General features: G+C 73.1%; 22 protein-coding genes. 15 read left to right on the top strand and 7 right to left on the bottom strand.

Translation table 11 applies throughout. The annotated features are described in order from the left end of the window. Entirely contained in the window at positions 1–762 is a 762-nt protein-coding gene (locus MCM47_RS31895) for a methyltransferase domain-containing protein (protein ID WP_238949349.1), read from the bottom strand. Between the two features lie 133 nt (positions 763–895). Between MCM47_RS31895 and MCM47_RS31890 the strand changes: the two genes are divergently transcribed. Continuing rightward, positions 896–1,309 carry a hypothetical protein gene (locus tag MCM47_RS31890; RefSeq protein WP_238949347.1) on the top strand — a complete coding sequence of 138 codons (414 nt, stop codon included), beginning with the start codon at positions 896–898 and terminating at the stop codon, positions 1,307–1,309. 58 nt (positions 1,310–1,367) lie between these two features. On the opposite strand, the gene MCM47_RS31885 is transcribed toward MCM47_RS31890, so the two are convergent. Next, positions 1,368–1,997 carry a TOPRIM nucleotidyl transferase/hydrolase domain-containing protein gene (locus tag MCM47_RS31885; RefSeq protein ID WP_238949346.1) on the bottom strand — a complete coding sequence of 210 codons (630 nt, stop codon included), beginning with the start codon at positions 1,995–1,997 and terminating at the stop codon, positions 1,368–1,370. A gap of 377 nt (positions 1,998–2,374) precedes the next feature. On the opposite strand from MCM47_RS31885, the gene MCM47_RS31880 reads away from it, so the two are divergent. After that, positions 2,375–3,595, top strand: coding sequence for a CapA family protein (locus MCM47_RS31880; RefSeq protein ID WP_238949345.1), 1,221 nt, complete (start codon positions 2,375–2,377; stop codon positions 3,593–3,595). Positions 3,596–3,949: 354 nt separating this feature from the next. Here the strand turns inward: MCM47_RS31880 and MCM47_RS31875 are convergent, their stop codons facing one another. Next, positions 3,950–4,207: a hypothetical protein gene (locus tag MCM47_RS31875; RefSeq protein ID WP_238949343.1), complete on the bottom strand. Its 258-nt coding sequence runs from the start codon at positions 4,205–4,207 to the stop codon at positions 3,950–3,952. A 126-nt stretch (positions 4,208–4,333) separates the two neighbouring features. On the opposite strand from MCM47_RS31875, the gene MCM47_RS31870 reads away from it, so the two are divergent. Then, positions 4,334–5,182 (top strand): helix-turn-helix transcriptional regulator, encoded by an 849-nt coding sequence (locus MCM47_RS31870; RefSeq protein ID WP_238949341.1) that lies wholly within the window; start codon positions 4,334–4,336, stop codon positions 5,180–5,182. Beyond that, positions 5,164–5,370 carry a DUF397 domain-containing protein gene (locus tag MCM47_RS31865; protein ID WP_238949339.1) on the top strand — a complete coding sequence of 69 codons (207 nt, stop codon included), beginning with the start codon at positions 5,164–5,166 and terminating at the stop codon, positions 5,368–5,370. Before MCM47_RS31870 ends, MCM47_RS31865 begins: the two co-directional genes overlap by 19 nt. A 122-nt stretch (positions 5,371–5,492) precedes the next feature. On the opposite strand, the gene MCM47_RS31860 is transcribed toward MCM47_RS31865, so the two are convergent. Together MCM47_RS31860 and MCM47_RS31855 are read right to left on the bottom strand one after the other, a co-directional pair. Then, a complete protein-coding gene (locus MCM47_RS31860; protein ID WP_305068072.1) occupies positions 5,493–5,882 on the bottom strand; it encodes a transglycosylase family protein in 390 nt (129 codons plus the stop codon). A 493-nt stretch (positions 5,883–6,375) separates the two neighbouring features. Further along, positions 6,376–7,638: an MFS transporter gene (locus MCM47_RS31855; protein ID WP_238949337.1), complete on the bottom strand. Its 1,263-nt coding sequence runs from the start codon at positions 7,636–7,638 to the stop codon at positions 6,376–6,378. Positions 7,639–7,861: 223 nt separating this feature from the next. On the opposite strand from MCM47_RS31855, the gene MCM47_RS31850 reads away from it, so the two are divergent. After that, entirely contained in the window at positions 7,862–8,953 is a 1,092-nt protein-coding gene (locus tag MCM47_RS31850) for a vWA domain-containing protein (RefSeq protein ID WP_238949335.1), read from the top strand. A 132-nt stretch (positions 8,954–9,085) separates the two neighbouring features. Here the strand turns inward: MCM47_RS31850 and MCM47_RS31845 are convergent, their stop codons facing one another. After that, positions 9,086–9,649: a TetR/AcrR family transcriptional regulator gene (locus MCM47_RS31845; RefSeq protein WP_238949332.1), complete on the bottom strand. Its 564-nt coding sequence runs from the start codon at positions 9,647–9,649 to the stop codon at positions 9,086–9,088. Positions 9,650–9,779: 130 nt separating this feature from the next. Here MCM47_RS31845 and MCM47_RS31840 point away from each other — a divergent pair, with 130 nt between their 5' ends. The 5 genes from MCM47_RS31840 to MCM47_RS31820 all read left to right on the top strand — a co-directional run bounded on the left by MCM47_RS31840 (position 9,780) and on the right by MCM47_RS31820 (position 13,093). Beyond that, positions 9,780–10,376 carry a carboxymuconolactone decarboxylase family protein gene (locus tag MCM47_RS31840; protein WP_238949330.1) on the top strand — a complete coding sequence of 199 codons (597 nt, stop codon included), beginning with the start codon at positions 9,780–9,782 and terminating at the stop codon, positions 10,374–10,376. Then, positions 10,373–10,603 carry a hypothetical protein gene (locus tag MCM47_RS31835; protein ID WP_238949328.1) on the top strand — a complete coding sequence of 77 codons (231 nt, stop codon included), beginning with the start codon at positions 10,373–10,375 and terminating at the stop codon, positions 10,601–10,603. The genes MCM47_RS31840 and MCM47_RS31835 overlap by 4 nt, the downstream gene beginning before the upstream one ends. A 174-nt stretch (positions 10,604–10,777) precedes the next feature. Further along, complete coding sequence (locus MCM47_RS31830) at positions 10,778–11,215, top strand: hypothetical protein (RefSeq protein WP_238949325.1); 438 nt, start codon at positions 10,778–10,780, stop codon at positions 11,213–11,215. A 76-nt stretch (positions 11,216–11,291) separates the two neighbouring features. Beyond that, positions 11,292–11,957, top strand: a complete 666-nt coding sequence (locus MCM47_RS31825; RefSeq protein WP_238949323.1) for an RNA polymerase sigma factor — start codon at positions 11,292–11,294, stop codon at positions 11,955–11,957. After that, positions 11,954–13,093, top strand: a complete 1,140-nt coding sequence (locus tag MCM47_RS31820; protein WP_238949320.1) for a CU044_5270 family protein — start codon at positions 11,954–11,956, stop codon at positions 13,091–13,093. Before MCM47_RS31825 ends, MCM47_RS31820 begins: the two co-directional genes overlap by 4 nt. Before the next feature lie 190 nt (positions 13,094–13,283). On the opposite strand, the gene MCM47_RS31815 is transcribed toward MCM47_RS31820, so the two are convergent. Beyond that, complete coding sequence (locus MCM47_RS31815) at positions 13,284–13,853, bottom strand: DinB family protein (RefSeq protein WP_238865488.1); 570 nt, start codon at positions 13,851–13,853, stop codon at positions 13,284–13,286. Between the two features lie 217 nt (positions 13,854–14,070). Here MCM47_RS31815 and MCM47_RS31810 point away from each other — a divergent pair, with 217 nt between their 5' ends. From MCM47_RS31810 to MCM47_RS31790, 5 genes are all read left to right on the top strand, one after another. Next, positions 14,071–15,450 (top strand): hypothetical protein, encoded by a 1,380-nt coding sequence (locus tag MCM47_RS31810; protein WP_238865485.1) that lies wholly within the window; start codon positions 14,071–14,073, stop codon positions 15,448–15,450. Positions 15,451–16,071: 621 nt separating this feature from the next. Beyond that, on the top strand, positions 16,072–17,892 hold the full coding sequence (locus tag MCM47_RS31805) for an amino acid adenylation domain-containing protein (protein ID WP_308222533.1): 1,821 nt from the start codon (positions 16,072–16,074) through the stop codon (positions 17,890–17,892). Between the two features lie 196 nt (positions 17,893–18,088). Continuing rightward, positions 18,089–18,331: a phosphopantetheine-binding protein gene (locus MCM47_RS31800; protein ID WP_238865482.1), complete on the top strand. Its 243-nt coding sequence runs from the start codon at positions 18,089–18,091 to the stop codon at positions 18,329–18,331. Continuing rightward, positions 18,328–19,806, top strand: coding sequence for an FAD-dependent oxidoreductase (locus tag MCM47_RS31795; protein ID WP_238865480.1), 1,479 nt, complete (start codon positions 18,328–18,330; stop codon positions 19,804–19,806). Before MCM47_RS31800 ends, MCM47_RS31795 begins: the two co-directional genes overlap by 4 nt. A gap of 313 nt (positions 19,807–20,119) precedes the next feature. Next, the gene (locus tag MCM47_RS31790; RefSeq protein WP_238865473.1) at positions 20,120–21,847 is read left to right on the top strand and encodes a class I adenylate-forming enzyme family protein; all 1,728 of its coding nucleotides are present in this window, start codon (positions 20,120–20,122) and stop codon (positions 21,845–21,847) included. Position 21,848: the final 1 nt, after the last annotated feature.

The following is a 21,848-nucleotide window of genomic DNA, read 5'->3' as shown; positions in this document are numbered from 1 at the left end:
TCAGACCGGCACCCGGGCCGTGACGACGACGGCCGTCTCGGCGAAGAAGAACCGGCCTGCGGCGGCGGCCCCCTGAACGGCCGCGTGCCACTCCTCGATCTCCGCGCGGGAGAGCGGGCCCGCACCGCGGCGCGCGGCCTCGGTGAGCGCGTGTCGGACGCCCTCGATGCGCCGGGCGGCATGGCCGGTCAGCTCTGTGGAGGCCGTCACCAGCGGGGTCACCTGCTCGACCACCAGGGGTGAGCCGGCGACCAGGCCGGGGAGCTTGCGGCCGATCCGGCCATCGGCGTGCTCCATCCACGGCTGCTGGTCGTCGGTGAAGGCGTGGCAGATCCGGCGGTCGAGCCCGCGGGGCGCTCCCGCGATCACCAGCGAGTCGAAGTCGACGTGGGCCAGCACGGCCCGCCCGCCCGGCCGGAGCACCCGCGACACCTCCCGGAGCAGCGCGGCCGGGTCAGCGAGGCACTCCAGGACGTTGTAGGAGACGACCGCATCGGCGCAACCGGTCACCAGGGGGAGCGGCTGGGCCAGGTCGGACACCCGGAGGTCGGTGCCTCCGGGGTGGCCGGCCAGCAGCTCGCGGGCGGCGTCGACGCCGGCGGGGGAGTGGTCGAGGCCGACCAGGCGGGCACGCGGGAACCGGCGGGCGAAGGCCGCGAGCGTGGGGCCCCGTCCGCAGCCCAGGTCGGCCACACAGCCGTGTGCGGTCAGTTCCGCCCGGTCCACCAGGTGTTCGTGGATCGCCTCGTCCGCCTCGGACACGTTCTTCCTCCCCGTGGAACAGCAGGGCCACAAGGTAACCGGGCCGGCCCGTGCGGCGCTGCCGGATTATCGGGCGGGCTGCTGCCCGCCTCCGGGGGCACCGAGCGCGGAGCCGTGGGGTAGCGTCGGCGGCATGGAACCCGATGCGAGGGCCGGTGCGGGCACCGATGTGGCGACCTTTCCGCCACGTCCGATCCGGGGCGTCCGCGGCCTGTACGCCCGTCAGACCGGCGGCTGCCCCTGCGACTTCGCGGACGTGACGGTGGACTTCGAGCCGTGGGAGGACGGCTTCGTGTTCGAGGTCGCGCGCGATGCCGTCGTGAGGGGCCACGCCTCGCCGGAGGAGCTGGCCGGGTACCACGCCGCGCTCGTCAACGGCATGCGGGAGGAACTGGCCGAACAGGCGGCCGGACGCCCGGTGGCGGTGGCCGTCGTGCTGCGCCGGACGGGGATCCACGAGGTCGACTCCCGCGACGGTTCCTTCCGTACCGCGGGCCGCCGTGCCGTCCGCGCGGCCTTCGCCGAGGCCTACGGCGCCGGTCGCTGAGCCGGGCGGCACCCGACCCTGCGATCGGCCTCGACCAACTGCGTGATCAGCTCCTCGGTCACAGGCTCGCGAGCAGGTCGTGGAGGGGCGCCGGGACGGGCTCGGAGTCGAGGGCTTCGACGAGGAGGCGGCCGTAGCGGATCTTGCGGCCCTTCTTCGTGCCGAGGAAGCGCCGCATCTGTCGCTGCGGGGACCGGCCCCGTTGCGCGGGTTGGCGGACGAAGGTCTGCCAGGCCGGGAGGTCGCCCTCGGCCCGGACGATCTCCTCCACCCGGGCCACGCCCAGGGCGCGGATGAGTTCGTCCTCCAGGTCGGCCATGCAGACGAAGAACTCCCGGTTCGGCACACGGGCCCTTGCGAGACCGCGGTCGTAGAAGCCCCGCTCGCCCTCGTCACACAGTCCGGCGAGGCGCAGACCCAGCCCCGGCGGCCCGAGCAGCTCGGCATAGCGGCCGACGCTCATGGCTCCGCCCATGGCGACGACACACACCCCTTCGGCGGCCAGGTCCCGCCCGTGGCGCTCGGCCAGCGCCTCGACGGCCGCGACGTCGCTCGGCCCTTCCAGCAGCACCGCCGTCCGCACATCCAGCTCTGCGGCCAACTCGCCGGCCAACTCGCCTGCCGGCCCGCCGCGGCTGCCCGCCGCCCAACCGGTCACCGCGTCCCGGAACTCTCGCATGTCCGTCATGGGGCGATCCTGCCCCGGTGCACGGAGGTGCGACACCGGTTTTCGCCGCCACGGCCGCCGCGGCCGCCGCACGGCGAGCCCTGCTCCGTGCGGGTGTCCCGGATCAGGCGGCCCGGTGGCCGTCGGCGTCGAGCGCGGCGTGCACCCCGGCTTGATGGTCCGGTCCTGCAGGCCGCTCGCCGGCCTGCCTCGGCACGGTGGTGCAGGGCCCGGCGTCCCGCTTCGGGGGCCGCCAGGCGGTCCCGGCTGTGCCGGCGCCGAGCCGTGCTCGACCGTTCCGCCGGGTGACTCCGTGGGCGTGGGGGCGGGCGAGGCCGTCCGCGGCGTCGCATAGTCGAAGTGTTGGTCATATCTGCCGATCATGAGACGAGCCGACCATGCGTCTGCCCCGTCGGCCGGTCACCACGGTGGCCGCCACGCTGCTCCTCCTCGGCCTCGCCGGGTGCGGTGACCTCGATGCCCCCGACCCCCGGGGCGTTCCCGACGCGTCCGGGGCACCGCGGCCGGACGGCGGCCGGACAGCCGCGGCCACCACCGCGTCCCCGACCGGGCCGCGTCCCTTCACCCTGGTCGCGACCGGCGACGTGCTGCCGCACACCGAGATCATCCGGCAGGCCCGGGAGGACGCCGGCGGCGACGGCTACGACTTCACCAGGATGCTCGCCGGCGTCAGGCCGCTCATCAGCGCCGCCGACCTTGCCATCTGCCACATGGAGACCGTCTACGGCGCCGACGGCGGGCCGTTCACCGGCTACCCGTCGTTCAAGTCGCCGCCGCAGGTCGCCCGTGCCCTGAAGGAGACGGGGTACACCGGCTGCGACACCGCCTCCAACCACACCCTCGACGACGGCCCGGCCGGCATCCGGCGCACCCTCGACGCCATGGACGCCGTGGGCCTCGCACACACCGGTTCCGCCCGCGACGCGACCGAGGCCGGGAGGCCCGCGCTGTTCCGGGCGGGCGGCGCCACCGTGGCCCACCTGGCCTACACCTACGGCACGAACGGGATCCCGCTGCCGGACGGACGGCCCTGGGCGGTGAACCTGATCGACCGGGACCGGATCCTCGCCGACGCACGCGCCGCCCGGGCGGGCGGCGCGGACCTCGTCGTGGTCAGCGTCCACTGGGGAACCGAGTGGCAGGACGCTCCGAACGAACAACAGCTCACCCTCGCCAAGGAGTTGGCCGCCGGGCAGGGCGGGGGTCCGTCGGACGTCGACCTGATCCTCGGCACCCACGCCCACATCCCGCAGGCGTACGAGAAGATCGGTGACACCTGGACGGTGTACGGCCTCGGCGACCAGCTCGCCGGGCACATGTTCACGTACGACGGCGCCGAGGACCCGCGCGGCAACTGGAGCTCGATCGCCCGGTTCACCTTCGTCCCGCCGGCCGCTCCGGGGCAGCGCTGGACGGTCGGCAAGGCCGAGTTCGTCCCCCAGGTGACCGACCTCGGCCCGCCCTACCGGGTCCTCGACCTGCGGGAGGCCGTGCGCCGCGACCCCGGCCGGGTCGACTACGCGCGGGCCCTGGACCACATCCGCACGGTCGTGCTCAGCCGCGGCGCCGCGTCCGCCGGCCTCACCATGGCCCCCTGAGCCCGCTGCGCCCTCGGGCGGAGGAGCCTGCCGCAGGACCGGGCCCGGGGCTGCGAGGCGGAGTACGACCAGCTCGGCTCCTCCCGGACCACCCTGTTGCAGCCCCGTCCGAGGATCGGGTGACATGTTCTCCTGCCGGGCCCCGGGTGCAGCGGCTCCGCCGGTCGGCCGCCACCGTGAGCCGGGCGAGGACGGCGGGGAGGCCGGCGATGACGCCGGCGGAGAGGACCAGCCCGAAGATCAGCAGACGCGGCGCGAGCGGCCCGCTGCGGATCGGCCAGCAGACGAGCGCGGCGGCGAGGGCGCTGAGCACGGGGACGGTGACGACCGCGACCAGGAACCTGCGGGCCGGGTTCACGCCGAAGGGTCGTTCACGCGGGGCCGGCTAGGCCGCTGGACGGTGCGGTAGCGGGGGACGTTGAGGCGCCGCAGCTGGAGGGGATCGGTGGTCCACTCGCACCCGCCCGCCTCGGGGCGGAGGTAGGCGAGGCCGTTGAGGGTGGCCATGTAGACGCCCTCGGAGGGCTGTCCGCCGGCGGTCCGGTGGGCGAGGTCGTACACCACCTCGCCCACCTTGGGCCGGTAGGAGGGCGTGCGGGGGAGGCTGGGCATGGGGGAGACTCCATCGGTAGCTCTGCGCATCGGGCCTTTCACGGCTTGTGTTTATGATGGCCCGCGCCGGTGCAGAATCGGCCCGAGATCTGTATTTGAGATTGATGATCCACAAGTTGGTGAAACGTGGTCAACCGCAGGCAACTTGATCCGACGTCGGGGCCGTGGGCGCCGTTCGGGGTGCAGCTCCGCAGGTCACGTGAGGCGAAGGGGCTGACGCAGGCTCAACTGGCCCGGAAGGTCGGATTCGACCCTTCCTACGTCTCGTACGCCGAACTTGCATCCCGGGAGCCACCGAGCGAGCGTTTCGCACGCCGGGCCGACGAGGCGCTGGAGACGGGGGGAACGCTGTTGCTGATGTGGTTGCAGAACAAGCACTCGGCGCTCCTGGAGGGCTTCCCCGAGTACGCGAGCCACGAGGCGAAGGCGGCGGAGATACGCATCTTCGAATCCGGCGTGGTGCCCGGTCTCTTCCAGACCGAGGCGTACGCCATGGCCCTGGCCATGGCCGACGTTCGCCGCGGCACGATCACCCGCGCGCAGGCCGAGGAGCGGGTGACCTTCCTGCTCGTTCGGCAGCAACTGCTCAGGCGCGCCAGTCCGCCGCTGGTCCACGCGGTCCTGGACGAGAGCTGTCTGCGCCGACCGATCGGCGGCGGTGACGTGATGAGGGAGCAACTGGCGGCTCTGGAGGACCAGTTCGAGGCCGGCCAGGTGATCCTGCAGGTGGCGCCGTTCGCCATGGCCGAGCACAGGCCGTTCGCGCTGCCGATGCGCTTGCTCACGTTGACGGATCAGTCCCTGCTGGGCTACTCCGAGTCCGAGGGGCGTAGTCATCTTGAGCGCGATTCTGACAGGCTCGCAGTTTGGAAGAGACACTACGATCGGCTGCAAGTGGGAGCGCTGGCGGAAATGGCGACTCTCGAATGGATCCGCGCAGCTCGGGAGGGAATCACATGTCCGACATCAACTTGACGCGTGCCGCGTGGGTGAAGTCCAGCTACAGCCAGCAGGGTGGTGACTGCGTCGAGGTGGCGCCCGGCTACTCGGGCGTCGTCCCCGTCCGTGACTCCAAGGACCCTGCGGGCCCGGCCCTCGTCGTCCCGGCCGAGGCCTGGCGGTCGTTCGTCTCGGCCGTCCGGGCAGGGGAGTTCGGCGTCTGAGCCCTGCGGGCCGTGGTGCATCTCGGGCGGTGAACGCCGCGACGCCGCTGCTCCCGGGCCCGGTGTGGTGGTCGGGTGGGGTGCAGCGGCGTTGTCGGGGGTGCCGGTGGGGGCTGGGGGTGTTACTTGGTGAGGCCGGCCTTGACGGAGCAGACGGGCCAGGCGCCGGGGCCCTGGGCGGCGAGGACCTTCTCGCCGATGGCGATCTGCTGGGCCTTGGTGGCCTGGTGGGCCTGGGGGGCGTAGGCGGTGCCGCCGAAGGCGGCCCAGGTGCTGGAGGTGAACTGGAGGCCGCCGTAGAAGCCGTTGCCGGTGTTGATGGCCCAGTTGCCGGTGGCTTCGCACTGGGCGACCTTGTCCCAGACGGAGGCGGGGGCGGCGGAGGCGGCGTTGGCCGTGACGAGGCCGGCCACCGGCAGGGCGGTGAGGGCCCCGGCCATGAGTGCCATGCGGACGCGGTTGCGGCGCTTGGTGGCGGTGGTGGCGGTGGTGGTCTCGTTACGGAAGGCCATGGGGTTTCCTTTCGGAAGGGGTGTGCGGGCGCGCGGAACCAGGCCCGGTCGGGGGGTGTGGTTGCGGGGACGCGCGCGGTTCGCGTGGTGGGGGCACCGGGGTCGTCCGTGGGCCGTGGGGCCCGGTGGGCGGTGTCGTGCGGTGCAACGGGTTCGAAGTTACGGGGGTGGGTGGGGGGTTTCAAGGATTGTGAGGTTTGGGCTGGTCGGGGGGTGGTTACCTGAGGTATTGATCTAGGGATTGGGCTGTTTTGAAGGCAAATGTCCCATTTTTCAAGATCGAACACGGCTGTGGAGTGGCCCGCGCCACACGGATGGGGTTGTGAGGCCGCGCACATCGTCGACGCCGGGTGACGCCCCTGCACCGGCCCGTGCACGACGTGGGGGTGGTGCACCCGTCCCGGGGTGGCCCGCACCACAGCCCTCACCCACTGTCGCGATGCCCGTCACGGCCTGTGTCCGCCGCGGGCTTGCCCGATCCTCCGGGAGGGCTTCACCGCGCCGACGTGGCGCGAGCCGCTTCCGCGTTCGGCTCTCCGGCGGACCGGGTCCGCTCGGCCCAGGCGGCCACCGAGGGGCCCGCCGCGCCCAGGAGTGCGAAGAACGCGCCGAGCAGCAGCCATCCCGTGTGTCCGAGCGCGAGGACCGCTCCGGTCAGCACCACGGGGGCGAGGGCCTGGCCTGCGTCGAAGCCGATGCCGAAGAGACCCTGGTACTGCCCCTGGGCGTGATCGGGGGCGAGGCCGAAGCCGAGCGCGAAGCCGGCCGACGACTCCCACACCTCGCCGACGCTGTGGAGGCACACGGCGAGGACGGCTAGCGCCGGTGCGGCCCACGCGGGGACGTCGGCCGTCAGCGCCATCAACGGACAGCTGACCAGGAACAGCAGCCCGGCGAGGCGGAAGGCGCGGCCGCCCTGCCGCGGGCTCTCCACGCCGGAGCCGATCCTGCTCTGGAGCAGCACGCAGACGCCGCTGTTCATCGCGTAGACCGCTGCCACGGTCCAGCGCGGTGCGGCGGTGTGGGCGGCGAGCCAGATCGGCAGCAGGAGGGAGACGGTCTGGTACTGCAGACCCATCGCGCTGTAGAGCGCCACGAAGGACACGTACGGCCGGTCGGCCAGGACGGACCACCGGCGGTGTTCCTCGGGCCGGGGCAGCGGCGGGTAGTCGGGGACGCCCAGGTAGGCGATCAGCCCGGCGAGGGCGAAGCTGGCGGCGTTGGCGAGGATCAGCGCGGTGTAGGCGGGGCGGGTGTCGATCTGGATGGCGACGGCCGCGCCCAGCGTGCCCAGGACGACGCCGAGGTTGACGAAGGTGCGGAGCCGGGCCCGGAAGGCGGCAGGGCGGTCACCGCCGACTCGTGCGACCAGTGCGCCGCCCGCGGCGCTGCCCGAGGTGGCGGCCAGCCGGTCCAGCGTGGCGACGAGTGTGAACGCGAGCCAGCCGTCGATGAGGACGAAGGCCGCCATGGTGGCGGCCTGCAGGACGAGGGCCGTCAGCCAGATCGTGCGCGGCCCGTACCGGTCGGCCAGGTTCCCCGCCGGTATGCCGGCCGCCAGGCCGCTGAGTCCGGCGATCGTCAGGCCCAGCCCCACCTGCGCGGCGGGCAGGTGCGCCACGAACGTGAAGTAGAGGACCGCGGCGGTGTTGAAGAGGCCGTTGCCCACCCTGCTGACGAAGCTTGCGGTGATCAGTGCTCGCTGCGGACCGGCCGACCCGATGGGTATTCGCCGTCCGGATCCCCTCCTGATCATGCCGGCAGGCTAACACGGGCACTTCGCAGCGGCCTCGGTGGGCCCGTCGCCCCCGTCGCATTCCTCCGCCCGTCCGTACCCGCTCCGTCGAAGTGGAGCCCTCGGGCGTTCCGGTGACTTCGGCTCAGGGGGAATTGTCAGTGCCCCGCCGTAGTGTGGGAACAACGCTGGAGGGGGCGCCAGAAAGGCGCCCGATAAAGGTGTGGGAATTCGGGGTGGAAGCATGTCTGCGAACAGGATCAACCACAAGGTCAACCACGTCTCGCTCGTGGTGGACAAGTCCGGCTCGATGCGGCAGCACGAGTCCCAGCTTGTCCGCGTGGTCGACGAGTTCGTGAAGGGACTTCAGGAGGAGTCCGACCGGCTCGGTCACGAGACCCGCATCAGCCTCTATGCATTCGACCACGAAGTACAGAACCTCGTCTGGGACATGGACGTCAAGCACCTGCCCTCCCTCAAGGGCCTCTACAAGGTGGACAACGGCGCGACCGCGCTGATCGAGGCGGCGGTGAAGTCCGTCGACGACCTGAAGAACATCTGGGAGGGCTACGGGGAGCACTCCTTCCTCCAGGTCGTCGTCACCGACGGCGAGGAGAACGCCTCCGGCTGTTCGGAGACCGGCACGATGCACACCCGCATGGGCGGCGGCCGGGGCAGCGCCGTCCTGCGCAGTTGGATGGACCGCATCCAGAGCGCGATGGACGACCTCCCCGGCCACTGGACCTCGGCGATCCTGGTTCCGAACTCCCTGGCCAAGCGCACCGCCCAGGAGTACGGCTTCCCCGCGGGCAACATCGCGATCTGGGACGCGGATTCCAGCAAGGGCGTCGAGGAGGCCATCGGCACCGTCAAGACGGCTGCCACGAGCTTCCTGCGGGGCCGCGAACAGGGCCTGCGCGGCACCAAGAACCTCTTCACGATGGGCCAGGACCTGAACACCACCGAGGTCAAGGCCAACCTCGACGCCCTGGACGCCGGCAAGTACATCCTGGTCCCGGTCGACCAGCAGCTGCCGATCCGCGAGTTCGTCACGAGCGCCGGGCACGCGTACAGGACCGGGTGCGCCTTCTACGAGCTGTCCAAGCGCGAGAAGATCCAGGGCCGGAAGCAGCTCGCCGTGGCGGAGAAGGACCCGGCCACCGGCCGGATGACGGGCAGGGTGTTCTCGGGTCCGGCGGCCCGCCGGCTCCTCGGCCTGCCGGAGTCGGAGGTCACGGTCAAGCCGGGCGAGAATCCCTCGTACACCGTCTTCGTCCAGTCCACGTCCGTCAACCGGAAGCTCGTCCCGGGCACCAAGCTGCTCGTCCTCCTGTAGTCCCCCGGTGCCCCAGGCGGGATCAGGACCGCAGATCGCGGGGGCCGGGGCCGCGGCGCTAGCGGAGGAGGTGCGCAGCGGGCCCGGGCTCGGCCCTGACCGCCGGCGGCCGCCGCGACCACGCCGGGGCGGTCAGTCGCGTTCCGCCGCCAGCAGGGCGGCGGCGATGCGGCGGGCCCGCCGAGCGGGTTCGGTGGTGCCCTCGCGGACGGCGGTGACGATCGCGCCGTCGACCAGCAGGACCAGGTGGTGGGCGAGGGCGGTGTGGTCGCGGTAGCCGGCGTCGGTGAGCAGCTGGTCCAGGTAGTCGGTGACGGCGGCCTTGTGCGCGGCCGCGACCCGGTGGGCCGCGCTGTCGCGGTCGGCTGCCTCCACCATGGTGTTCACGAAGGCGCAGCCGCGGAAGTCCCGGCGGGCGAACCGCTCCGCGAGTGCGTCGAAGACGGCGAGGGGGCGCTCCTCGGGCGGTAGGTCACGGGCGTCCACGCATTCGCGCAGCCACTCGCGCCAGCGCGCGTCGCGGCCCTGGAGAACGGCCACCACGAGGTCGTCCTTGCTCGCGAAGTGGCGGTAGAAGGACGCCCGGCCCACGCCGGAGACGCTCAGGATGCGGTCGACGCCGACGGCGCGGACGCCCTCCGCGTAGAAGAGGTCCTCGGCGGTGCTGAGGAGTCGGGCTCGGGCCTGGGTTGCCATGGGGTGATGGTACCGATCGGTTCCGACTCTGCGGAACCCCCTTGACGTCAAACGGTACCGATCGTTACCGTCCTGGAGACGAGAACGACCGGTGCCGTTTGGCGGTGCCGGCCAGACGAGGGAGGACGTCATGCCGCGCATACCGCAACTCACCCCGGACACCGCCCGAGCCGACCAGCGCGAGCTGCTGGAGGCCACCCGCAAGCAGCTCGGCCGGGTGCCCAACCTCTACGCCTCGCTCGCGAACGGCCCAGCCGCCCTGCGCGGCTACCTCGCCCTGCGCGACTCGCTCACCGGCGGCGTCCTCGACGAGCGGCTGCGCGAACAACTCGCCCTCCTGGTCGCCCAGGAGAACGACTGCCTCTACTGCGTCTCCGCCCACACCATGCGCGGCGGCCGGCTGCTGAGGATGACCGACGACGAGCTGCTCGCCACCCGCCGTGCCGAGGACGCCGACCCGCACGCCCGGGCCGTCCTGCGGGTCGCCGCCGCGGTGGTGCGCGAGCACGGCCGGCTGGACGACGAACTGCTGGCCCGCGCCCGGCGGGACGGGGTCACCGACGCGGAGCTCGCCGAGATCGTGGCCCACGTCGCGCTCAACACCCTCTCCAACTACTTCAACCACCTGGCCGAGCCCGACCTGGACTTCCCCGCGGTCGCCTCGATGGACCCCGCGCCGGCACCCGCTCGGACCCCTTCGACCGCAGACCTGGAGGCAGCACGATGAACGCCCGGCTGAACTGGCGCGACGACGCCGCCGTCGAACTCGTCCCCGGCTACGCCCTCGCCGACACCGATGGCACCGCGCGTGCCGAGGTGGCCGGCGTCCGCGTCGCCGTCGAGGGCGGCTACCTCCACGTCGCCGTCCCGGGCGTCGCCGACATCCAGGTGGTCTCCGCCCCGGCGGTCCGCCGCATCCGCTACCCCCGGGCTCCGGAGCCGACGGACGACTGACGAGCCGGCGGGCGGCGGCCGGGATGCCGGTTGCGTCCGGGCCGCCGCCGTGCGCGCACACCCGGTGTGGCCGCCGTGCGCGCACACCCGGTGTGCTGACGCTCCGGCAGGCCCAGCCTCGCCAGCCGCCCCCGTGGATGCAACCGGCCGGCAGCGTGCGGCGTCACCAGTCGCGTGACGACGATCTCTGCGGCCGTCCCCGTTCGACGGCGGGGCTGGGCATGGCTCCGAGGTGCGGCCGGTGCGGGGGTGGTCGTCCTCGGACTCGCGGCCGCCTGCGCCGCCCACCTGCTGGCCTGGGCGGCGCGCGCCTACTGCGACGCCGCCTTCGAACCGGCCCACCGTTTCGGCATGAACCTCATGGCGCTGCCGCTGGCCGGGCTCTCGGTCGTCGTGGCGATCGCCGGCTGGTGGGCCGGCCGCGCCGCCACCCGTGACCTGGCGCTCGCCTGGCGCGGCCTGCTCCCCCTCGTCTCGCTGCTGCTCGCCCTCGGTCTGCTGATCTGGGCCTACGTGGCCGCGGTCGGCACCCCGGACGGCTACCCCGGCGACTCCGGCCTCTGCCCCGACACCAACGTCCCACCGCGGTGGCCGTCCTGGCTCCCGGCCTGACCGGAGCTCGGAAGGCCGCGCCCGGGCGTGATGCGGGTCACAGGGAACCCGGCGGCGGGTGCGGACAGGGGTGGGCATGGAACTGTCACAACGAGCGCGCCTGCGCGCCGGGGACCAGGAAGCGCTCGGGGAGCTCTTCGACGCTCACGCGCAGGCCGTGTACGGCTACGCGCTCCGCACCCTGGGGGACTGGGCCGCGGCGGAGGACGTGGTGTCGCTGACCTTCCTGGAGGCGTGGCGGCTTCGCGAGCGCCTGGAGGCCGGCGACGAGAGCCTGCGGCCGTGGGTGTTCGGGATCGCCACCAACGTGCTGCGCAACACCGCCCGCGCGGCCCGCCGGCACCGGGCCGCGATGGCGCGGCTGCCCGAGCGGGAGGCCGCGCCGGACTTCGCCGACGAACTGGTGACCCGCCTCGACGACAGTGCCCAGCTTGCCGCGGTGCGCCGCGCGTTGGAGAGCCTGCGCCGGTCCGAGCGCGAGGTGTTCCGGCTCTGTGTGTGGATGGGGCTCGACTACGCCTCCGCAGCCGAGGCGCTCGGTATCCCGACCGGTACCGTCCGCTCCCGTCTCTCCAGGGCGCGCACCCGGTTGAAGTCGCTCGCCGCAGCGGAACTGACGATCTGTCGGAATGAACGGGAACGTCGCGAAGGCCGGGCGAGTCGGGAACTCGCGGCGGCCACCGGACAGGTAGCGGGTGGCGGCCCGAAGGCCGCCCGGTCGATGCAGGGGGACATCCGATGAACGACTCGCAGGAGACGCTCGCCGCCGACCGCCACCGGTTGCTGAGGGAGCACGTGATGAGTGAGATCGCCGCAGAGGCCGAACAGGTCGGGCGGGCGAAGGCGCCGCGGTCGCGGCGCAGGCTGGTGTGGCTGGTGGCATCGCCGGTCGCGGTGGGAGCGGTCGCCGCGGTGACCCTGGTCGTCCCGGGCGGCCACGAGAGCGGCTCCGGCCCGGCCGGCCCGGGCGTGCCGACCGTGTCCGTGTCCTCGGCCGCCACGACGTCGGCGCCTGCCACGTCGGCGTCCCCGACCGCACAGGCGTCGGCGACCGCGCCGGCGTCGGCGCAGGCCTCGGCATCACCGGTGGTTTCGCCGACGGACGCCGCCGGCCTGCTGGCGCAGGCGGCCAGGGCGGCGGCGAATCGCCCGGACCCGCATGCGAAGAACGGGCAGTTCACCTACCGGCGGCTGCTCCAGGACGGTGACCTGGAGTCGCGGCGCGAGCGGCGGATGTGGTTCTCCGTCGACGGCCGATCCGAGGGGCTGATCGTGGATCCCGGGATGCCCGGGCCGCAGGGCGGTGATCGGACCCCGTGGCCCGCTCCGCTGGGCGAGGCGGAGGGAGCGCCGAGGGTGGCGAGCTTCAGCACCCAGACGTACGCGTTCCTGGCCTCCCTGCCCACCGATCCGGAGGGGGTGCTGAAGGCGCTGCTCGACGCCGACCGCTCCAAGGCGGTGGCGGGGATGCCGATGACCAAGGAGTTGCGCTACCGGATCGCCTTCGGTGACGTGCAGACGGCGTTCATGAACGTCACCGCGCCGCCGGCCGTCCAGGCGGCGCTGATGCAGGCGGCCGCGAAGCTCCCCGGCACCTCGGTGGTGGCCGACGAGGTCGACGCGGCCGGCCGCCACGGCGTCGCTGTGGTCGGTATGAACGGCACCATGCGGGTGTCGCTGATCTTCGACACCGGCACGGGTGCCTTCCTCGGCGTGCGCGAGGTCCTGCTCAAGGACCTTCCACCGGTCGGTGCCGACGGCCTCCCGCCCGTGGGCGAACCGTCGCCGGGGGCGAACAAGGGCAAGGGCTACACCCACTCCTCGGCCGTCTTCGAGGAGGGCATCGTCGACCACGCGGGGGACGGGCTCAAGGGCTGAGCCGGTGGGGAGCCTGCCCCGCGCGCGGCGGGCTTCGTGCGCGTGGCGCGTGCGGGACGGGCTCCGTCCGAACCGGCCACGACTCGGGCCGGGCAGGTGCAGCCGGGGGGCCGCACCTGCCCGACCCGCCGGCCCCGCCGGCCTGAGGCGCGCGGAGGGGCCGGTCACCCCGCGCGGAGCGGTACGGGGGTCACTGGCCCACCCGTCCGTCGATGCACTCGCGCAGCAGGTCGGCGTGGCCGCAGTGACGGGCGTACTCCTCGACCCGGTGCACCAGCAGCTCCCGGATCGCGATCCCGTCCTTCCCCACCCGCTCGCCCAGGTCGGCGAACCCGGCCAGGGCGGCGTCCGTCGCGGCCTGCTCGCGCTCCAAGTCGGCGTACGCGGCGTCGACCACGGCCTGATCGGCGACGGCGTCGTCGAAGTCCGCGTCGCGCCGGCCGTACAGCTTCGGCAGCCGCTCGCCGTCGTGGAGCCAGTTGCGCCAGCCACGCTCCACCTCGGCGAGGTGGCGGACGAGGCCGAGCAGCGACATCGTCGACGGCGGGACGGAGCGGCGGGCAAGCTGTTCGGCGTCCAGTCCCTCGCACTTCATCCGCAGGGTGATCCGGTAGTTCGTCAGGAAGTCCTGCAGTGTGGGGAGTTCTCCGTCCGGGCTGACTCCCTCGCTGTTACGGGGGTCGTCGGCAGGGTCGGTCCACATGTCGGGATAGACGGTCGCCTGGGTCCATCGTTCGGGTGTGTCGGTCATGCGCGCCATGATCGCCCCGTGGGGAACGGGGTCGCCAGCGGATTTCGCCGGGAGGCTCCGGAGGAGATGGGATGGCAGGAGTCGTCCCACCGACCCGAACGGTTGCACGGTGCCGCTCAACTGGCCATCTGAGCAAGGAGGTTACTGTGTGCGGTGGGCTGGGTACGGAAGCCGTCGCCCGTCCGGGGACAGGCCCCGGAAGCACCGGGAAGGGGAGGGCTTCCGCATGCGTGGGAAACGTGAGCACGAGATCCGGACGTACCCGGATCGATGTCGCCGTCGAGGTCGCCGGATCCGGTCCGGGGTGGCGGCCCTGCTGGCCGTCGTCGTCCTGGCCTTCTGCGGACTCCAGCAGAGCGCCCAGGCAGTGCCGGTCCGCGGCTACACGGGCTGGTCGATCCTCATGTGCAAGGTCTCGGACAACGCGGCCGAACCGCACACGGCCGGCTGGCTGAGGAACTTCTTCACCGACTCGGGTGCCGGCACCGGCGGTATGTACGACTACTTCAACAGCATCTCGGCCGGCGCCGTGCAGATCCGCAACTCCAACGCCGCCGGCTGGTACACGATGCCCTACACCCTGGCCGAGGAACAGGGCCGGGACCGGTGGACCCGCTTCCAGGACTGCGTCAACGCCGCAAAGGCCGGCGGGTACACCGTCCCCGCCGGGCACCGCACGATCGTCGTCACCAACGTCGGGATCGACTGGTGGGGTGCCGGCGGCGCGATCTACCTGGACGGCACCGGCCTCGGGTCCGTCTCGGTGGCCCACGAGATGCTGCACGGCTACGGCCTCGGCCACTCCTTCTCCAACGACACCGGCTACCGCAACGCCCCGTGGTCGGCGCCCGGTGAGTACGACGACCCGTGGGACGAGATGAGCGCCGCCAACGTCTACGGGTCGGGCACCGGCGGCACCTACGGCAACACCCAGCCCGTCGGTCTGGTCGGCTACCAGCTCGACAAGCTCGGCTGGGTGGACCACGGCCGGGTGGCGGTCGCCCCGGCCGGCTGGAGCAGCCACACCCTCACCTCGTTCCAGAGCGACGACGGCTCCCACCCCAAGCTCCTGCGGGTGCCGATCGGCTCCGACCCGTTCCACTACTACACCGTGGAGTTCACCCGGAAGCTCGGCTACTCCGCGGGCATCCCGAACGACGTGGTGCTGATCCACGAGATCGTCAACGGCACGCCGTACCTGCAGCGCACCCTGGACGGCGGTGCCCGGCTCCCGGTCACCTCGCTGAACGCCAACGGCGACTCGATCTCGACCTCGATCAGCGGGGGCACCGCGACCGTCACCGTCTACTCGGCCACGTCGGTGGCGATCTACGGCCCCAACACCTGCGTCTCCGGGTACGTCTGGCGAGACGGCGACTACCGCGACTACACCTGCGTGGCCCCGGCGACCCGGAGTCAGGCCGCCGCCGACAACGCCGCCCGGTACAGCCGCTGGGTGTCCGGGCCGTACGGGCCCCACACCTGCATCTCCGGCTACGTCTGGCGGGAGGCCTGGCCCGGTGACGACGTCTGCGTGACGCCCGCCGTCCGTTCCCAGGCGTCGGCGGACAATGCGGCCGCGCCCTCCCGCGTGCTGCACCCTTGATGCTCGACGGGATCCGCGAGGGGATGCCCGACAGGATCCGCCAAGGGATGCCCGAGGGGATGCGCGACAGGACCTACGGCGGGCTCCGTGGCGGCAGTTCACGGTAGAGCCCGGCGGTCGACCGGCCCCGGCACCGCGATCACGCGGTGCCGGGGCCGGTCGCTGTTCGCGTGCCGACGGGCGGCAGCCGGTCGGCGGGACGGGGGGACGAGGGCGCGCCAGCCGCTCAGATGTGGCAATCGCCCGGTCCGTCATTCGCCGGCTGTCCGGCCGACCTCGGAGCGGGAAAGGAAAAGCCGTGGGTGATTCCGGCGGGCGGGCTCCGGGAGTGGTGGGCCCGGCCGTACTTCGGCTTGGAGCGAGGCACCGTTCCGGTACGGAGCTGTTCCGGTGCGGTGCGGAGATGGTGAATTCCTTCCGATTCCCGAACATTTCAGCGTCGGGTGAACCGTGTGCGCACCACGGCCGGAGGAATTCGGAGCGGCGAGCACCTTCCGTCTTCGGATCGTCACTCTTCGTGGCCTCTGGAGTCGCAGCAGCCCGTCCCGACGGGCTCTCTATCGTTCACATGTCAACCACACATCCTTGAAGCAACATCCTCAACAACCATTGTGGCTACGCATGTTCGAAGGTAGAGTCCCGGCTCGCCGAGCACCGACAAGGGCTCGCTGGGCATTCTTTGGGGCGGGCATGACAAAGAACCGCAACATCCACGGAGCCGGTTCCGACCTGATTGACGCGTTCACGGAAACCGTGCGCCGATATCCGGAACGGGCGGCGATCGTCCACCACGGACGCGCCCTGACTTATCGCCAACTCGCCACGTTGGCAGGCATGACGGCCGACCGGCTCGGCGCCGCCCCGGGGGTCGTCGCCGTTCCGGCGGTGCACCTGCCGGAGACGGTGGTCGCGCTGCTCGGTGTGCTGGCGGCCGGGGGCGCGTACTGCCCGGTCGACCCGGCGTTCCCGGCGCAGCGCCGGCAGGCGATGCTGGCTGCGGTGGGGTGCCGGACCGCGCTGGCCCCCGCCACCGGAACGGACGGGCCGCGGACGGACGACGAGCCCCCGGCGGCCGAAAGCCTCCTGGCGGACGGCGTCGACCTGGTCGAACTGCCGCGATTAGCCGTTGCGGACGCGGCGCCGCCGTCGGGGCCCGGCGCCACGGCGCCGCGGGCAGACGAACCGCCGACGACCGTGCCGGGCGCGGTCGATCCGGAGCAGCCGGCCTATCTCCTCTTCACGTCGGGTTCGACCGGGCAGCCGAAACCCGTCGTGACGCCGCGCCGGGCGATCTCCGCGGCCGTCGCCTCGCTGCGCGAGGTGTTCGCCCTGACGCCGGACGACCGGGTGCTCCAGTTCGCCTCGCTGAACTGGGACACCTGCTTCGAGGAGATCCTGCCGACCCTCACCGCCGGCGCCGCCCTCGTCCTCGACGCCGAGGCGCACTCCGGTTCGTTCCCGCGGTTCCTGCGACTGGTGGAGCGCGAGCGGATCACCGTCCTGGATCTGCCGACCGCGTTCTGGCACGAGCTGGTGCTGCACCTCGCCGAGGAGGGGCGCACCCTCCCCGCATCCGTCCGGCTGCTGGTGATCGGCGGCGAGGCGGCCAACCCGGCCCGGCTCGCGGACTGGGCGGCGCTGGACACCGGCCGGATCCGGCTGCTCAACACCTACGGCTCCACCGAGACCACGCTGATCACCCATGTGGTCGATCTGCACGGGCCGCAGGCGCCCGTGCGGGAGCGGCCTTGGGCGGTCGGCGACCAGGTGCCGATCGGACGGGCGTTGCCGCACGTCCTCGAACGGCTCGGCAGCCAGGACGAGTTGCTGATCGGCGGGCCGGCGGTGGCGCTCGGGTACCACGGGCTGCCGGAGGCCACCGCGGCGCGGTTCACCGACCCCGGGGACGGCATCGACCCCCAAGGCGACCCCGCGAGCGGCGCCGGTGCCGAAGGTGACGTCGAGGGTGACCCCGCGAGCGGAGCCGGTGCGGGCGCCGCCGGGGTCCGCTGGTTCCGCACCGGTGACCGGGTGAGCCGCGCGCCGGACGGCGTCCTCACCCACCAGGGCCGGCTCGACGGCGAGGTGAAGGTCCGCGGCATCCGGGTGGACCCGGCCGAGGTCGAGGCGGAGATCGCCGGTCACCCCGGCGTCGCGGCGGTCGCCGTGACCGGGGCGACGCTGGCCGGTCGCTCGGCGCTGGTCGCCTACGTGGTGCCGCGCCCGGGCACTGCCGCCGGCACACTGGACGCCGACCTCCGGGCCCACCTGAGCGGCCGGGTGCCCGGCCACCTCGTCCCCAGCCGGATCAGCGTCGTTCCGGCGCTGGTGCTCACGGCGAGTGGCAAGGTCGACCGCGCCGGCTCGCACCGCCGCTACGCGGCGAACGGATCGGGCTCTGGGCAGACCCCCGGCACCACCCCGGTCCCGTCCCACCCTTAGGGCGTGGTCCGAAGGGCGCGCCCTGGGCGGCGAGCCCACCCGACGGCCACGGAGCCGTCGGGGAACCGCGGAGCGGACGCGCCCCGGACGGCCGGGCCCGGCGCCCACCACCAGGCCCGCCCTGCTCGGGGCCTGCCCGTCCAGACCCGCCACCAGGTGCCCCACGGGTCCACCCGTAGGTAAAGGAGAGCATGTGATGAGCAGCGTTGACACCAGATCGGCCGAGGTCGCGGGCGTGGCGGAGATCTTCCGGCGCGTCCTGGAGCGCAGTGACGTCGAGGCGGACTCCGACTTCTTCCACCTCGGCGGCGACTCCCTGATCGCCACCCGCGTGCTGAGCGCCGTCGCCCGGACGTACGGCGTCGAGCTGACCTTCGACGACTTCGCGCTCGCGCCCACCCCGGCCGGCCTCGCCCGGCTGATCGCGGCCGCCGGATGAGCGCCGGGAACAGCGGCGCCGTCGCCTCGGCCGTGGTGATCGGGGGCGGGGTGGCCGGGCTGACCGCCGCCACCGGCCTTGCGGCCCGCGGGGTCGAGGTCACCGTGCTGGAGGCGCGCGAGCGGGTCGGCGGGCGGACGCGCGGGATCGAGGTCGCCCCCCGCGAGTGGGTCGATGCCGGAGCCGCCTACCTCGGCGACCGGCACACCGAACTCCTTGCTCTCCTGAAGGAGTTGGACCTGGCCATGACGCCGACCACGATGGCCGGCGCCAGTCGCTTCGCCCTCGCCCGCACGGACGCGGGTACGGACGCGGGTACGGACTCCGGCCCCGGCGCCCGTTCGGACGCCCCGCCGGACGCCGATCCGGATGCCCACCCGGGTGCCCACCCGTCCGGGCGCGGCGACGCGTGCGTCACCCGGGACGGCCGCTTCCCCCCGCTCAACGCGGTGGCGCTCGGCGACCTCTTCGACCGGCTCGCCGAACTCACCGCCGCGGTGGAGCCGGAGGCGCCGTGGCTCACCCCGGAGGCCGCCCGGCTGGACACCCTGACCGCCGCCGAGTGGGCCGGGCAGGAGCTCTCCCACCCGGACGCCCGGCTCTTCTTCCCGCTCTTCCTGGGCGAGATGATGGCCGCCGACCCGGCCGACGTCTCCGTCCTGCACATGGCCTTCTACCTGCGCTCGGGCGGCGGACTGCGCTATCTCAACGCCTTCGAGGGCGGCGCCCAGCAGGACCGCGTGGCCGGCGGGGCGCACCTGCTCTGCGAGCGGCTGGCCGCCCGGCTGACGGCCTCGCCGTACGGGCGGCTCCGGCTCGGTGAGCCGGCCCTCGCGGTCCACCAGGACCCCGACGGGGTCACCGTCCGCACGGCGCGCGGCGAGTACCGCGGGGACGTCGCGGTCGTGGCGCTGCCGCCGCTGCTCGCCGACGCCCTGGACCAGCGCCCCGCACCGCCGTCGCCCCGCGCGGGGGAGCGGACCGGGCGCGGCTGCGCGGTCAAGCTCCACCTGGTCTACCCGGCACCGATCTGGCGCGAGCACGGGCTCTCCGGCTGGTCGGTCAACGCCGAGGGGCCGCTGCTCTCCACGGTCGACGACTCGCCGTCCGGCGGCGGTGCCGGGGTGCTCACCGGGTTCGTCACCGGGGCCGAGGCGCACCGCTTCGCCGCCCTGGATCCGTCGCAGCAACGCGCCGCGGCGGTCGCGCAGGCCGCCCGGCTGTTCCCGATGCTCCCCGAGCCGATCGGCTTCCACGTCACCGACTGGGTCAACGAGACCTACAGCAAGGGCTGTTACGCCGCGTTGTTCGGGCCCGGCGACTGGCTTCGGCTCGGTCCGGCGCTGACCGCCCCGCACGGCCGGGTGCACTGGGCGGGGACCGAGACCAGCACCGAGTTCTTCGGGCTGTTGGAGGGCGCGGTCCGGTCCGGCCGCCGCGTCGTCGCGGAGATCCTCGACCGCCCGGCCGGCTGAGGCGCCGGGGTGGAACCGCCTCCGGCCCGAACTCCCCTGCGCGAAAGCCCACCTGCAACACCACATGCGGGATCACTGCACCGCCCAGCACCACCCGCGGGACCACCGCATCCGTACCACCACGCGAGGATCACCGTGCGTGCCGCACCGGTGGGCGGGCCGGGCACCGGTCGGCACCGGATCGCCCCGCCGAGTCTCCGCCCCGCCGAGTCTCCGCCCAGCAAGCCCCGTTGAGTCCGTCCGTCGAGCCCGGCCGGCCGTCCGCTCCACCGGAGCCGGCGGCGGGCCACACCTTCACGATTGCGAGACCCCGATGAGCGACCAGCCTTCCCCCCAGAGTCCCGTCGCGCCCCTCGCCGCCCGCGAGCGGCTGATGACCGAGCCCGACCTCGGCGCCGGAAACTTCCTCGACCACGCCATCGCCGTGAACCCTAACCGCGCGGTCCCGTACGCCTACAGTCACCACACCGACCACCGCGGCGCCGTCGTGCTGCGCGGCCACAGCCTGCTCGACCTCGCCGCGCTGCGCGACCGGTACGCCGCCTGGTACCACGCCAACGGCGTGCGCCCGGGCGAGCCCGTGGCCGTGGTGATCGGCGAGGGCCTGGAGCCGTTGCTGCACTTCCTCGCGCTGACCGCGCTGGGTGCTGTCCCGGCGCTGGTCAACGACGCGATGCGGCACGACGTGATGGTGCGCTACCTCAACCACGTGGGCGTGGTCGGCGTGGTCGCCGACGACACCACCCGTCTGGCCGCCGCCTACCGCCAGGACCCGCAGCGCCGGCCGCGCTTCCTCGCGCTCGCCGCCGAGGTGCAGGCCTTCGACGCGGACGCCTCCGGCGGACTGCCCGCGGCGTACCCGTACCGGCACGCGGCGGACGACGTCGTCGCGCTGATCCACTCCTCCGGCACCACCGGCACGCCCAAGTCGACGATGCTGGCGCACCGACAGTTCTGGGACGGCAAGCAGCCGCGCATGGTGCGCTTCCCGGCCGAGTCGTACGACCGGCTGATGTCGCTGATGCCGCACACCCACGCGGGCGGCCTGAGCTACTTCCTCACCGCGACCCTGCTCGGCCTGCCGACGGTGGTGATGGCCGACTGGCGGCGCTCGGTCGTGGAGCCGGTGATGGAGGCGTTCCAGCCGACCATGGTGGCGTCCTTCCCGCGCACCTTCGTCGAACTCGCCACCGGGGAGCTGCCGGTGCGGGGGGCGGCCAAGGTGCACTCGTGGTTCAACACCGGTGACAGTGCGCACTACGGGCACATCCGTCGGCTGGTCCAGCTGGGGGAGCGGCCGGCCGGGCTGATCCGGCCCTGGCTGCTGCCGCGTGAGAAGGCCGAGCAACCCGCCCTGCCCGGCTCGCAGTTCATCGACGGACTGGGTTCCTCGGAGATGGGCATGGGCCTGTTCGGCCAGGTGACCACGCCGGAGAGCGCGCGGGACGACCGCTGCGTCGGCAAGCCGCTGGAGGTGGTCCGCCGGGCGGCCGTGCTCGACCAGGACGGCGCGGAGGTCCCGGACGGCACGGTCGGGCTGCTCGCGGTGGACACGCCCTCGCGGACGCCGGGATACTGGAACAACGCCCGACTCACCAGCAGCTTCGAGCTGGCCGGCTACTGGCTGACCGGGGACGTCGCCCGGCGCGACGCCGAGGGCCGGTTCTACCACCTGGACCGCACGGTGGACGTCATCGACACCGCGGCCGGCCCGGTCTACAGCCTGCCGATCGAGGAGGTGCTGCTCGCGGACTGCGCCGAACTGGTGCGGGACTGCTCGGTGATCGGCGTCCCAGGCGCCGCGGGCGAGGCCCAACGGCCCATCGCAGTAGTCCAGTTGCAGTCGGCGGCGGAGGCCGCCGATGTGCGGGCGGAGGACGTCCTGGAGGCGGCGAACAAGGCGCTGGCCGGCGCCGGACTGGCCACGCTGGCCGCCGTCCGGATCGCCCGCACGGCGGAGGAGTTCCCGCTCGGGCCCACCGGCAAGGTGCTCAAGCGCGAACTGCGCACCCGCTTCGCGACCCTCTTCGCCACCCAGTAGC

The sequence above is a fragment of the Kitasatospora sp. A2-31 genome, from assembly GCF_022288725.1.
Lineage (GTDB): Bacteria > Actinomycetota > Actinomycetes > Streptomycetales > Streptomycetaceae > Kitasatospora.
The sequence above is the reverse complement of the archived record's forward strand: the minus strand, read 5'-3'. Positions and strand labels throughout refer to the sequence as shown.